At 69.5% G+C, this 12165-nt stretch carries 9 protein-coding genes and 1 tRNA gene; 5 read left to right on the top strand and 5 right to left on the bottom strand.

Annotated features, from left to right (window positions below; translation table 11 throughout):
- The first annotated feature begins 83 nt into the window (after positions 1 to 83).
- Entirely contained in the window at positions 84 to 1172 is a 1089-nt protein-coding gene (locus tag FXO18_RS13755) for a LacI family DNA-binding transcriptional regulator (protein WP_149361673.1), read from the top strand.
- Between the two features lie 22 nt (positions 1173 to 1194).
- Here FXO18_RS13755 and otsB read toward each other — a convergent pair whose 3' ends face one another.
- The 3 genes from otsB to FXO18_RS15980 all read right to left on the bottom strand — a co-directional run bounded on the left by otsB (position 1195) and on the right by FXO18_RS15980 (position 5481).
- Positions 1195 to 3741, bottom strand: coding sequence for a trehalose-phosphatase (gene otsB / locus FXO18_RS13750; protein ID WP_149361672.1), 2547 nt, complete (start codon positions 3739 to 3741; stop codon positions 1195 to 1197).
- Positions 3738 to 5186, bottom strand: coding sequence for an alpha,alpha-trehalose-phosphate synthase (UDP-forming) (locus FXO18_RS13745; protein WP_149361763.1), 1449 nt, complete (start codon positions 5184 to 5186; stop codon positions 3738 to 3740). Before FXO18_RS13745 ends, otsB begins: the two co-directional genes overlap by 4 nt.
- A 124-nt stretch (positions 5187 to 5310) precedes the next feature.
- Positions 5311 to 5481: a hypothetical protein gene (locus FXO18_RS15980; RefSeq protein ID WP_187774365.1), complete on the bottom strand. Its 171-nt coding sequence runs from the start codon at positions 5479 to 5481 to the stop codon at positions 5311 to 5313.
- A 231-nt stretch (positions 5482 to 5712) separates the two neighbouring features.
- Between FXO18_RS15980 and FXO18_RS13740 the strand changes: the two genes are divergently transcribed.
- From FXO18_RS13740 to FXO18_RS13730, 3 genes are all read left to right on the top strand, one after another.
- Positions 5713 to 7449: an ABC transporter ATP-binding protein gene (locus tag FXO18_RS13740; RefSeq protein ID WP_149361671.1), complete on the top strand. Its 1737-nt coding sequence runs from the start codon at positions 5713 to 5715 to the stop codon at positions 7447 to 7449.
- Positions 7446 to 9245, top strand: coding sequence for an ABC transporter ATP-binding protein (locus FXO18_RS13735; protein WP_149361670.1), 1800 nt, complete (start codon positions 7446 to 7448; stop codon positions 9243 to 9245). Before FXO18_RS13740 ends, FXO18_RS13735 begins: the two co-directional genes overlap by 4 nt.
- Before the next feature lie 287 nt (positions 9246 to 9532).
- Entirely contained in the window at positions 9533 to 9769 is a 237-nt protein-coding gene (locus tag FXO18_RS13730) for an MbtH family protein (protein ID WP_149361669.1), read from the top strand.
- A 357-nt stretch (positions 9770 to 10126) separates the two neighbouring features.
- On the opposite strand, the gene FXO18_RS13725 is transcribed toward FXO18_RS13730, so the two are convergent.
- Complete coding sequence (locus FXO18_RS13725) at positions 10127 to 10504, bottom strand: nuclear transport factor 2 family protein (RefSeq protein WP_149361668.1); 378 nt, start codon at positions 10502 to 10504, stop codon at positions 10127 to 10129.
- 139 nt (positions 10505 to 10643) lie between these two features.
- On the opposite strand from FXO18_RS13725, the gene FXO18_RS13720 reads away from it, so the two are divergent.
- A tRNA-Thr gene (locus tag FXO18_RS13720) sits at positions 10644 to 10716 on the top strand.
- Positions 10717 to 10807: 91 nt separating this feature from the next.
- On the opposite strand, the gene FXO18_RS13715 is transcribed toward FXO18_RS13720, so the two are convergent.
- A complete protein-coding gene (locus FXO18_RS13715) occupies positions 10808 to 12100 on the bottom strand; it encodes a tetratricopeptide repeat protein (protein WP_149361667.1) in 1293 nt (430 codons plus the stop codon).
- Positions 12101 to 12165 lie beyond the last annotated feature (65 nt).

The following is a 12165-nucleotide window of genomic DNA, read 5'->3' as shown; positions in this document are numbered from 1 at the left end:
ATGTCAGTCTACGGGGTGACGGGGCCAGCACGAAAACCCGAATTCATGCAATGCCTCACACAACCCCGATAACGTCCACCACTATGTCCCGAACACCCCGGCCACGACGACGGGTCACGCTCGCCTCCCTGGCCGCAGAGCTCAAGGTCTCGCGCACCACGGTGTCCAACGCCTACAACCGCCCCGACCAGCTCTCGCCCGAGCTGCGCGAGCGGGTGCTCAACGCAGCGAAGGAACTCGGCTACTCCGGCCCGGACCCCGTCGCGCGGTCGCTGCGCACCCGCCGCGCCGACACCATCGGGCTCCTGCTCGACCAGCCGCTGAGCTACTCGTTCCGCGACCCCGCCGCCGTGGACTTCGTCGCTGGCCTCGCCAACGCCTGCGACGCCGCGGGACGGGCACTGCTCATCGTTCCCGCTGCCCCCGAGCACGAGCCCGGTGCCGCTGCGGACGTCGTCAACAAGGCCAGCGTCGACGGCTTCGTCGCCTACTCGGTCCCCGAGAACGACCCCTACCTCGACGCCGCGATGGAGCGCCACCTTCCCCTCGTCGTCTGCGACCAGCCCGCCGGGCTCGACGGCACCGTCCGGGTCGGCATCGACGACCACGCTGCCATGCTCGAGCTCGCCCGCATCGTGCTCGGGCTCGGGCATCGCCGCATCGGCATTCTCGCCATGCGGCTCGGCGACACCAAGCGCGACGGCTCCACCACCCTCGAGGCGGCACTGTCCTCCAGGTACAGCGTCCAGCGCGATCGCATCCAGGCCATCGCCGACGCCGCCGCGCTGCAGCCCCGCCCAGTGGCCGTCACCGTCATCGAGACCGCCAGCCACACCCGGGAGGCGGGAGCGCGCGCCGCGCGGGAAGCGCTCGATGAGGATCCCGGAATCACCGCGCTGCTCTGCACCACCGATGTGCTCGCCCTCGGCGCGATGACCTGGGCCGCCGAGCACGGCATCGTCATCCCGGAGGACCTGAGCGTCAGCGGCTTCGACGGGACCGTCGACGCCATGCGCGCCGACCTGACCACAGTGGTCCAGCCCTCGGAGGAGAAGGGGCAGCGGGCGGGGGAGATCCTCATCGCCCTCGCCGCGAGCCACGGCAGCGGCGAGGAGCTGCTGGCGACCTCCATCCACCACGGATCCACCATCGCCGCGCCCCGGCGCCAATGAGCAGGCGCCGCTGAGCAAGCGTCTACCGCGAGAGCAAGGCCGCGCAGCGCAGCAGCCCGATATGGCTGTATGCCTGCGGATGGTTGCCCAGCGCGCGCTCGGCCACCGGATCGTATTCCTCGCTGAGCAGCCCGGTCGGCCCGGCCGCCGCCACGAGCTGGGCGAACAACGCCTCGGCCTGGGCGCGCTGCCCCGTCAGCAAGTACGCCTCCACAAGCCATGCCGCGCACAAGTGGAAACCGCCCTCGCCACCGGGCAACCCATCATCGTGGTGGTAGCGGTATACCGTCGCCCCGCTGCGCAGCTCGGCCTCCGTCGCCACGACGGTCGCGGCGAAGCGCTCGCTCGAGGGATCGATCAGCCCGGACAACCCGATGTGCAGCGTCGCAGCATCGAGATCATCACCGCCGTAGGCAGCCGTGTACGAGCTGATCCGATCGTTCCACCCACGATCACGCACCTGGGCGGAGATGACATCGCGCAAGGTCTGCCAGCCTGGCGGTACCTCATGGTCGAACCGCTCCGCGAGGCGCAGCGCCCGATCCACGGTCAGCCAGCACATCACCTTCGAGTACACATGGTGCCGGGGCGCGCCACGGATCTCCCAGATGCCATGATCCGGCTCCGCCCAGCGCCGCGATACCGCCGACACCATCGCCGTGACGAGCTCCCAGTCCCTCGCCGACAAGGGCTCGGCATGCCCGGCCTCGTGGCGGACGATCGCGAGGTCATGGATCAGCTCCACGATCGGCCCGAACACATCGAGCTGCACCTGGTTGTTCGCCGCGTTGGAGACCCGCACCGGGCGGGAGCCCGCGTATCCCGGCAGCGAGTCGATCACCGCCTCCGGCGGCAGCGCGCCACCATGCAACGTGTACAGCGGATGCAGGCGCTCGGGCCCCGGAACAGTGTCGAGCACGCGATGCACCCACTCGAGGTACGCCTCCGCCTCGCTCGTGGAGCCCACCGCCACTAGCGCCGACGCGGTCATTGCCGCATCGCGCAGCCAGCAGTAGCGGTAGTCCCAGTTGCGCACCCCACCGATCTCCTCGGGCAACGACGTCGTCGCTGCGGCGAGGATCGCGCCGGTATCGGAATGCACCAGGCCGCGCAGCGTCAGCGCGGAGCGCTTCATCAGGTCCTGCTTCAGCGGTGGCAGGCGCAGCCCGGCCGCCCAGTCCGCCCAGTACGACTCGGCGGCCCGCCGCCGCTCGGCCTCGGGCAGCGCATGCGGCCCCAGGTCCCACGTGCCGCAGCGCAGCTCCAGCACCACATCGGACCCGTTCGGCCGCACCACGGCCGTCGCGGACTCCTGCGCGCCGTCGCTCTCGACCGACCACGCGACGCCGGGGGAGCGCAGCACGATCGGATCGTTCGTGCCCTCCACGCGCAGCCCATCCGGCTCGATGATGATCCGCACCGGGACCTGCCCGAATTCCGGGCGCGGCGCGAACGTCACCACCGCCGCCGCATCGCCACTGATCACGCGCGTCACATCCGTGCGCCCGACCGGTGCGTCATGCGGGAGGTAATCCGTCACCAGCAAGCTCGACCAGCGCGTCTGCACCGTCATGGTGCCATCGACGTACTGCTGGCTCAGCGGCAGCGAATCCCGCTCCGGGCCGATCGAGAAGTGCCCAGCCCCGACGCCTCCGAGCAGGTGGGCAAACACTGCCGCCGAATCCGGCTCCGGATGGCACAGCCAGCTCAACGTGGCGCTCGGTGTCAGCAGCGCGACCGCGCGCGGGCTCGCCATCATCGTCAACCGCTCGATCGGCGTCGCGCTATCACCGTGCAGCCACGTGCGCCGCTCCTCCATGAGGAACGCCAGCGCCGCCGCGACATCGTTGGTCGACTCGATGCGGTGCTCGGCCAGGGTCTCCCCGTCGCCGATCTTCACGCCCACATCCGGGCCATGCAGGCGCCGGAATGCCTTCTCGTCGGTGACGTCATCACCGAAGAACACCGCCGCGGAAGCGCCCTCCTGGTGGCGCAGGATATCGAGCGCCTGGCCCTTGTCGGTGGAGATGACCGCGAGCTCGATCACCGCCTTGCCCTCGGTGACCTGCACGCCCTCCCAGGTGGCCGCGCCCGTGCGCACCGACTCCAGCGCGCTGTTCCCGGTCGCGGTGCTCTCCGCGCGACGGACATGCAGCGCGATGCTCGCCGGCTTCGCCTCCACCGTCACGCCCGGATGGCGCTCGGCGATCGATTCCAGCTCGGCCTGCAGCTCGCGCAGCAGCGCCTTGGCCTCCGCATTGATCTCATGGACGAACCCGACCTCGAACTCGGAGCCGTGGCTGCCCACCAGGTGCACCTCCTCGGGAAGCCGCGAGAGCGTCGCGAGATCCCGCAGGGCACGGCCCGAGATCACCGCCGCCGTCGTGTACGGCAACGTCGCCATCGCCCGCAGGGCTCGGACCGACGCAGAGTTCGGGTATGCCTGGTCCGGGTCGGCCACGATCGGGGCCATCGTGCCGTCGTAGTCGCACGCCACGAGCAGCCGCGGAGTGCGAGCCGCCTGCACCAGCGCGCGGCGCAGCTCGATCGGAAGATCCTGAGCACTCATGGCCGGGGCTCCTTCCCCAGCGCGAGGGCATCGAGGAACGATCGGGCCCAGCGATCCACATCATGAGCGAGGACTTGCCGGCGCATCGCCTTCATGCGGCGCTTTCCCTCCGCTGGTGCTTGGTCGAGAGCCTCGAGCAGAGTGTCCTTCACCCCATCGAGATCGTGCGGGTTGACCAGGTAGGCCTGGCGCAGCTCCATCGCGGCACCGGTGAACTCGCTCAGCAGCAACGCCCCGCCGAGGTCGCTGCGGCTCGCCACGTATTCCTTCGCCACCAGGTTCATGCCATCCCGGACCGGAGTGACCAGCATCACATCGGCAGCGGCGAAGAACGCGATCAGCTCCTGGCGGGGGATCGGGCGATGGATGTAATGCACCACCGGGCGCCCCACCTCGCCGTAGTCCCCGTTGATGCGGCTGACGTTGCGCTCGATCTCGTCGCGCATCTGCATGTAGTGATCCACCCGCTCCCGCGAGGGGGTGGCGAGCTGGACGAAAACAGTCTCGGAAGGCTCGAGGCGACCCTCCGCGAGCAGCTCCTGCAGTGCCAGCAACCGGATGTTGATGCCTTTGGTGTAGTCGAGGCGATCCACCCCGAGCATGATGCGCCGCGGATTGCCGAGCTCCGCGCGGATCTGCTTCGCCCGCGCCCGCACGGACTTCGAGCGCGCGATCTCATCGATCTCCGCCGAGGCGATCGAGATGGGGAAAGCTCCCACGCGCACCGTGCGGAACCCCACCGCGACCTCGCCGAACTTGCTGCGCACGCCAACGTTCCCGCGGCTCGTCGAGTGCCCGGCCAGCCGGTTCGCCAGGTACAGGAAGTTCTTCGCGCCCCCCGGGAGGTGGAAGCCCACCAGGTCCGCGCCGAGCAGCCCCTCGACGATCTCCGCGCGCCACGGCAGCTGCATGAAGATCTCCACCGGCGGGAACGGGATATGCAGGAAGAAGCCAATGGTCAGGTCGGGGCGCAGCATCCGCAGCATCTTCGGCACCAGCTGCAGCTGGTAGTCCTGGATCCACACCGTCGCGCCCTCGCGGGCCACCTCGGCGGTCGCCTCGGCGAACCGTCGATTGACCTCCACATAGGTGTTCCACCAGGTGCGGTCATACACCGGCTTGACCACCACATCGTGGTAGAGCGGCCACAGCGTGGCATTGGAGAAGCCCTCGTAGTAGTCCGCGACCTCGCGCTCGGACAAGCGCACCGGGAACAGCGAGAGGCCATCCTCGACGATGGGTTCCACATCCGCGTCCGCCACCCCGGGCCAGCCCACCCAGGCGCCCTTGTTGCGGCGCAGCACCGGCTCGAGAGCGGTCACCAGGCCGCCGGGGCTCCGCTTCCATCGCGAGGAGCCATCGGGCAACTGCTCGAGATCAACAGGAAGGCGATTGGCCACCACCACGAGCTGCGCGCCAGGATCCGGAGTATCGGGGACAGGCACCGCTTCCGAACCGGGCTTGTTGCTGGAGGAAGCTCCAGAGGAAATCACGGACACCTCGCTGGCTCGTCGGGCCCAACCTGGCTACCGGGCAGCGGCAACCGTATCGACGATAACCGCTCAGTGATCACTCCGCGCGAGCGACCGGACCTATTCCCAGCATGGAGAGGAACATGCGGCACTCGTCGGCGTCCTTGGCATGCGCCGCTACGACGCGCTGCGCCTGCCGGGCCGTCTCGTCAGCGAGCGGCTCGATCTCGTCATCAGTGATGACATGGTTCTCGGCCCGTGCGGCCATGCTTGTCCTCCAGTACTGTCACCGTCAGCGTTATCGTCGCTCGTCAGCAGAGGGGCCGGCAGCGAGCCGCAGCCCTCGACAGCGCCCAGCACGAGCGGCACGAGCGATCGTGCTTGACCTACAGCATGACCGAACTGCCGATCCGATGCGAAATTCGGGCATCCAAGAGCCAACCAGCGGGGCCGCGCGTCGGCTAGTGTCGGCGGGGGATGGCCCCAGCAGGGAGGCGACATGGAGGATTCACCACCACGAGCACGGCGCCCCGCGGCTCGGGGCCGCGAGATCCTGCCGCGCGTGTTCCGCCGCAACCGCTTCCTGTATCCCGTTGCCGTCATCCTGCTCAGCATCTACCAGGTCGCCGAGACCCTCGTCCCCATCGCGATCGGCCTGCTGATCGACCGCGTGGTCGGCACGGCCGAAACGGACTCGATGCTCGAGTACGGCGCACTGCTGCTCGGCCTCTTCATCGTCATCGTCGTCTCCTGGCGGCTCGCGCAGCGCCTGCTCCGCCGGGTCATCGAGACCGAGGCGCACAGCCTGCGGATCGAGCTCGTCGCCCGCATCCTCGACCCGCGCGGGATGCGCCGGCGCCCACGGATCGGCCAGCTCCTCACCATCAGCACGCAATCCGCGGACCGGGCCGCCGGCATCCTCGGCGTGGCGGCCAGAGCCGTCGCTGCTCTCGTCGCGGCCGGAGTAGCGGTCGTCGCGCTCCTCGTCATCAACCCAGCGCTCGGTGCCGCGGTCGTGATCGCGACCCCGCTGATCCTCGGTGCCCTCAACCGTGCCGCGCCAGCGCTCACCCGCCACGCCAGCGAGCAGCAGACCGCGGCCGGGTGGGCCTCCGCGCTCGCCACCGACCTCGTCAGCGGCCTCCGGCCACTGCGGGGCATCGGGGGCGAGGAGATGGCCGCCCACCGGTACCGCACCCAGAGCCGCATCGCCCTGCGCGCCGCCACCCGGTACACGCGGGTCAACGGACTCTTCACCGGCGCATCGCTCACGGCCAACGGCGTGCTCGCCGTCCTCGTCGCGGGCTATGGCGGCTACCTCGCCCTCGCGGGCACCATCACCGTCGGCGAGCTGATCGCCGTGGTGGGGCTATCGCAGTTCCTGCCCGGTCCGCTCGGCACGCTGTCCGCCCTGCCACGCGCGGTGGCCACCGCCCGGGCCTCCGCCCGCAACGTCTCCGCGATCCTCGGCGCCGAGCATCTCCTCGAGGAGCGCCGCGCCGAGCTGCCCCCGGGGCGGCGGGACATCACGCTGCGCGGCATCAGCTACAAGTCCCTGCGGGGGCTGGCGCTCGAAGCCCGCGCGGGCAGCCTCATCGGGATCGTCTCCTACGATCCGCACGATGCCGAGGCGCTCGTCGAGATCCTCTCGGGCCAGGTGCCCCGCAGCGAATACAGCGGTGACGTGCTGGTAGGGGACATCCCGTTGCAGGACATCGAGGCCGAGCAAGCCCGCGGCGCGCTCCTCGTCGAGCCGCACAGCACGGACCTGTTCACCGGCACCATCGGATCCAACGTCACCGCGGGCCGCCCGGATGCCACCGGGGACCACGTCGACCGGGCGCTCGCTGCCTCCGCCGCGGACGAGGTCGTCTCGCTGCACGGCGACGGCCTCGATCACCCCGTCACCGATCGCGGGCAGAGCCTCTCGGGCGGCCAGCGGCAACGCATCGCGCTCGCCCGCGCCCTCGTCGCCGCTCCCTCCGGGCTCGTCCTGCACGACCCCACCACCGCGGTGGACGCGGTGACCGAGAACACGATCATCGACGGCCTCGTCGAGTTCCGCCACCGATCCACGCCCCGCGCCCACACCACCATCCTCGTCACCTCCAGCCCCACCCTGCTGGCGCGCTGCGACGAGGTGATCGTCATCCGCGACGGCCACATCGAGGCGATGGCCACCCACGAGCATCTGGTCGGATCCAGCGAGGCCTACCGCCGGGCGGTGCTGCGATGACCCCGCGCAAGCCACCCGCGCGCCGCGGCCTCCCGATCGCCACCTCCCGGCAAGCCGCGGTGTGGCTGCGGTCCATGCTCGCCCGCGAACCCCTGCAGGTATCGTTCGCGGTCCTGTTCTCCATCATCGGCGCCATCGCCACCATCGTTCCCGTGTACGTGCTCGGGCGGCTCGTCGACGACGTCCTCGACGGTGCGGCCACCTCGCGCATCACCTCGGTCATCGTGCAGATCCTCCTCGCCGCGATCGTGGCGGGGCTGCTCACCGGCGCCGCCACCTACCTCGTGGGAAAGACCGGCGAGACCATTCTCGCCAACCTCCGCGAGCGTGCCCTCGAGCACGCGCTGCTGCTGCCGCTGCCCGTGCTCGAGGAAGCAGGCAAGGGCGACCTGCTCACCCGCATCAACGATGATGTCGCCGCCATCGCGCGCTTCGTCCGCAACTCGCTGGCGAGCATGATGTCCACCTTCACGCTCGTGGTGCTCAGCATCGCCGCGGTCACCCTCATCGACTACCGGCTCGGGCTCGGCGCGGCCGTCGCCATCCCCCTCGGGCTGATCGTGCTGCGCCTGCACCTCCCGCGGACCCGGCGGGCCATCACGCAGGAGCGCCACGCCACCTCCCATCGCGCGCAGGCACTGATCGCCGGGATGCAAGGCGTGCCCACTGTCCGGGCGTATGGCCTCGAGCACGAGCAGACCGCCCAGATCTCCGAGGCGTCGAGCCAGGCCCGGGAGCAGATCCTCGCCGGGTACCAATCCCTGTCCCGCCTCGTCTCCGCGGGCAAGATCGTCCAGTACATCGGGCTCGGGGCAGTGCTCGCGATCAGCTTCATGCTCATCCAGCAGGGCCAGCAGATCACCATCGGCGAGGCCACCATCGCGGCCCTGCTGTTCTACCGGCTCTTCGCCCCCATGCAGGACATCCTCTTCTCCTTCAACGACATCCAGGCCGCGGGCGAGGGCATGCGCAGGCTCGTCGGGCTCATCAACAGCGAGGTCGTGCGCGAGCGCGGGCGCAACGACCTGCCCGCCGATGCCACCCTCGAGCTCGAGGGCATCAGCCACTCCTATGACGGCACCACCATCGTTGTCCGTGACGTCTCCCTCACCATCGCGGCGGGGGAGCGGGTGGCACTCGTCGGCTCCACCGGCGCGGGAAAGACCACCGTCGCCGCCATCGCTGCCGGGGTGCTGCGGCCCAGCTCCGGCCAGGCCAGCATCGGCGGCGTCGATCTCGCCGAGCTCGGCTCGCGGGACCTGCGCAAGCAAGTAGCCATCATCAGCCAGGAAGTCCACGTCTTCTCCGGGCCCCTGTTCGAGGACCTCCGGCTCGCCAACCCATTCGCCGGGGACGACGACCTCCAGGCCGCCCTCCACACCGTCGGCGCCTACGCCTGGGTGCACAACCTGCCCGAGGGAATCGCCACCATGGTCGGCGAAGGCGGGTACCAGCTCACCGCCGCGCAAGCGCAGCAGATCGCCCTGGCCCGGCTCGTCCTCGCGAACCCGCCCGTTGCCGTCCTCGACGAGGCCACCGCCGAAGCAGGCAGCGCTGGAGCCCGCGAGCTCGAGCACTACGCCTACGAGGCCACCGAGGGGCGCACCACCCTCATCGTCGCCCACCGGCTCACCCAGGCCGCCCGCGCCGATCGGGTCATAGTCCTCGAGCATGGACGCATCATCGAGCAAGGACCGCACCGCGAGCTCCTCAAGAGAGGGGGCCGCTACGCCGAGCTATGGAACGCATGGGAAGGCCGCGACAAGGACAGCATCAACGACGATGACCTCCCGTGAGGCAAGAACCCCGCCGATGGCCCGGGCAGCCAGGGCCCGGCGTGAGAATAATCGCCCCCCGGAAGATCACATGCGAGCCCGAACAAGCACCACAACCGATAAGCTGCGACAAGCAACATGACCGTCGGCACCATCGCCCGGAACACCACCGGACCCGCGACCGTGCCCGGCGCGACGAATGGACGGGACCAAACCGTGCCTAGTACGGTATTGGCTGGTCGAGCAGCAGGGACGGGACACCGGACTGCCCCGCGCGGGGCGCGACGCTGGAAGCAGAGTGAGGACAGATGAGCACCAATCCTTTTGACGACGAGAACGGCCGCTTCTACGTGCTGATCAACGACGAGGAGCAGCATTCGCTGTGGCCCTCGTTCGCTGACGTGCCCGCAGGATGGAAGGTCGTCTTCGGCGAGGACAGCCGGGCCGCCTGCCTCGAGTACGTGGAGCAGAACTGGACCGACCTCCGTCCCAAGAGCCTCCGCGACGCCATGGCCGCGGACGCCGACGAGGACGACGACGAATAAGCCCGCATCACCGCCTGGCGCGAGCCACGGCCTGGTGAGCAGCACGGTTCGTGAACGAGCAACCCCCGCGGCCCCACTCGGGCCACGGGGGTTACTGGTGCATCGGTCGCTTGCTGCGGCGGCTAGCGCGCCCGGTGGCCAGCGCGCGTCGGTTGGCTAGTGCGTCCGTTGGCGAATCTGCCACGGAGCGTGCGTAGGTGCCACCCAACGCATATTGGTGCCACTCTCATGTCCTCGTGCCACACAAATATTGGTGGTGGCTATGGCGGAACCGTGGCACCTACGGGGCAAGGGTGGCGGCTATGCGCCTTGCCCGGCCATGCGCCTTGCCCGGCCACTTCAAGCAGTGGCCTCGGGCTAGCCGCCGTCCACTAGATCGGATTCCCGCAAGCCGGTAGCGGCCAGCGCCTCCTCGACCGACCCATGCCGGAACATCGACGTGACCTGGTCATCCACCACACGGAACGCAGACGCAGCCTCCGCGTCGTCGCCAGGCGCGCTGCCCGCCACATGCTCCTCCACCACGACCACGCCATCGTGGGCGAATATCCGGCCCGGCGAGAGCGTCACCGTCAACGTGCGAGCCCACTCCCGCAGCGCCGCGATGCCCTGGCTCGCATGATCCGCCGCCGCGATATCCACATCATCGCTCGACAGATCCACCAGGGTCTCCCAATCGCGACCGTTCAACGCCTCATGCCAAGCAAGGACCGTAGCCATATCCGACGTGCTCATGCCCCAACGCTAGTACCGCCGACCAACATTGGCACGGGCAATCGCGCACAAACCAGCGAGCGCCCCGCAGGGACTGCGGAAGATTCGGCAACGACGATCGCGAGCCGCTACTATGATCCCCGGATCCGCGGGATCCACCGCTGGCGTGGCGCAATTGGTAGCGCACCCGACTTGTAATCGGGCGGTTGAGAGTTCAAGTCTCTTCGCCAGCTCTCGACGAGCGAGGCCAGGTTCGGATACCTGGCCTTGCTGCAATTCTGGGCTGCAATTCTGGGCTGCTTGGCCCCGGCGGCTGCGCGCCCGCTACTCCGCCTGCCGCGGGAACCGGTGCAGTGCCGATTCGCGGAACGGCGCGAGGGGACCGTGCGCACCCGTCGCGGCCGCGGTGAGGTGGCTGGCAGCGGGCAGGAACGTGCCGAGCTTGTCGATGCCGTCCACGATGTGCGGCAGCAGCGGGAGCAGAGTCGGGGTGTACGGCTTGCGGCCCTTGCTGATCGGCTCCGGCTCGTCGTCGATGCTCACGGCGTCGTGATGCCGGGCGTAGTCGGTGATGGCGCTGCGCAGCGGAGCGTGCTCGCGGCCGGGGAGCGCGGTGGTGCTCCATCCGAGCAATTGGGCGAGCAGTGGGCGCCATGTCCCGGCACGCTGGTCGTTCGTCCCGTGGATGGCGGTGAGGACGATCGTGGCGGGCAGCATCAGGTTCACGGTGTGGAAGAGGATCGCCTCGCGCCGGTACGACTTGCGGGCCTGCTCGTCCCACAGCAGCGCGATGGCGATGTCGCACACGGCGGTGAGCGAACTGGTGCGGGCGGTGATGCTGGCGGTTCGCGCCTTGTCGAAGTTGTACTCCGCCTCGCGGATCTTGTTGCTGGTCGCCTGAAGGGTGGCGAGCTGGGCGAGTGCCTCGGCCTGGAGCGCATGCCGCTCGACATGCTCGAGCACCGTGGCGGCCTCCTGGTAGAGGGTCATCGCGGTCCTGGTGTCGGATGCCGCTGCGTGGGCTGCCGCGAGCCGCATCGCGCAATGCCCGGCCTCGGGGGCCTTCTTCGCTTCCATGAGCGCGGCCAGTGCGGCCTTGAAGTGATGCCGCGCCTGGCTGTCATGCAGCGCATACGTCTCGGCCAGCTTGACGTGCGACTTCGCTAGCCATATAGCGGCCTTGTGCTCGCGGAAGACACCGGCGGCGGCCTGGAGGTGGCGGCGCGCATCATCGATGCGGTCGAGCTTGGTGCAGATCTCGCCGAGGTGATGGTTGGCCACCGCGAGCTCGCCGCTGTTGCCGCTGCGGGTCAGCTGCCGGGCAGCCTCATGGAATGCCGTCTCGGCAGCGTCGAGCTCGCCGCGGCGCAGGTGGGCGAGACCGATCGCGGAGTCGCAAATCGCCCGGTAGTCGTCGAGGCCCTGCCGGCGCGCGTGGGCACGCTCGGCCCGCGCATCGGCGAGCAACTGCTCGGTGTCACCGGCCGCGATCCAGCGCTGCCACAGCGTGCGCGAGGTGGCGGTGACCGTGTCGTGGTCGTCGGCGTCGCGCGCATCGCGCCGCCGGGCCATCAGCCCGGTCAGGGTCTCAGCCTGCGGCGGGGCATCGCTTGCCAATGTGCCTCCTGGGTCAATGGTGCCCTCGCTGGCGGCGTGCCGTCGAGGACCAGGGGAATCGTCTG

Origin of the sequence: Lolliginicoccus suaedae, from assembly GCF_008312885.1 — a bacterium.
GTDB classification, from domain to species: domain Bacteria; phylum Actinomycetota; class Actinomycetes; order Mycobacteriales; family Mycobacteriaceae; genus Lolliginicoccus; species Lolliginicoccus suaedae.
This window is presented reverse-complemented; position numbering and strand designations above follow the sequence as displayed.

Coding starts and splice junctions, on each gene's coding strand:
- FXO18_RS13725 (WP_149361668.1), bottom strand. CDS start 10,504: ATGAGCACGTCGGATATGGCTACGGTCCTTGCTTGGCATGAGGCGTTG.
- FXO18_RS15980 (WP_187774365.1), bottom strand. CDS start 5,481: ATGGCCGCACGGGCCGAGAACCATGTCATCACTGATGACGAGATCGAG.
- FXO18_RS13740 (WP_149361671.1), top strand. CDS start 5,713: ATGGAGGATTCACCACCACGAGCACGGCGCCCCGCGGCTCGGGGCCGC.
- FXO18_RS13730 (WP_149361669.1), top strand. CDS start 9,533: ATGAGCACCAATCCTTTTGACGACGAGAACGGCCGCTTCTACGTGCTG.
- otsB (WP_149361672.1), bottom strand. CDS start 3,741: ATGAGTGCTCAGGATCTTCCGATCGAGCTGCGCCGCGCGCTGGTGCAG.
- FXO18_RS13755 (WP_149361673.1), top strand. CDS start 84: ATGTCCCGAACACCCCGGCCACGACGACGGGTCACGCTCGCCTCCCTG.
- FXO18_RS13735 (WP_149361670.1), top strand. CDS start 7,446: ATGACCCCGCGCAAGCCACCCGCGCGCCGCGGCCTCCCGATCGCCACC.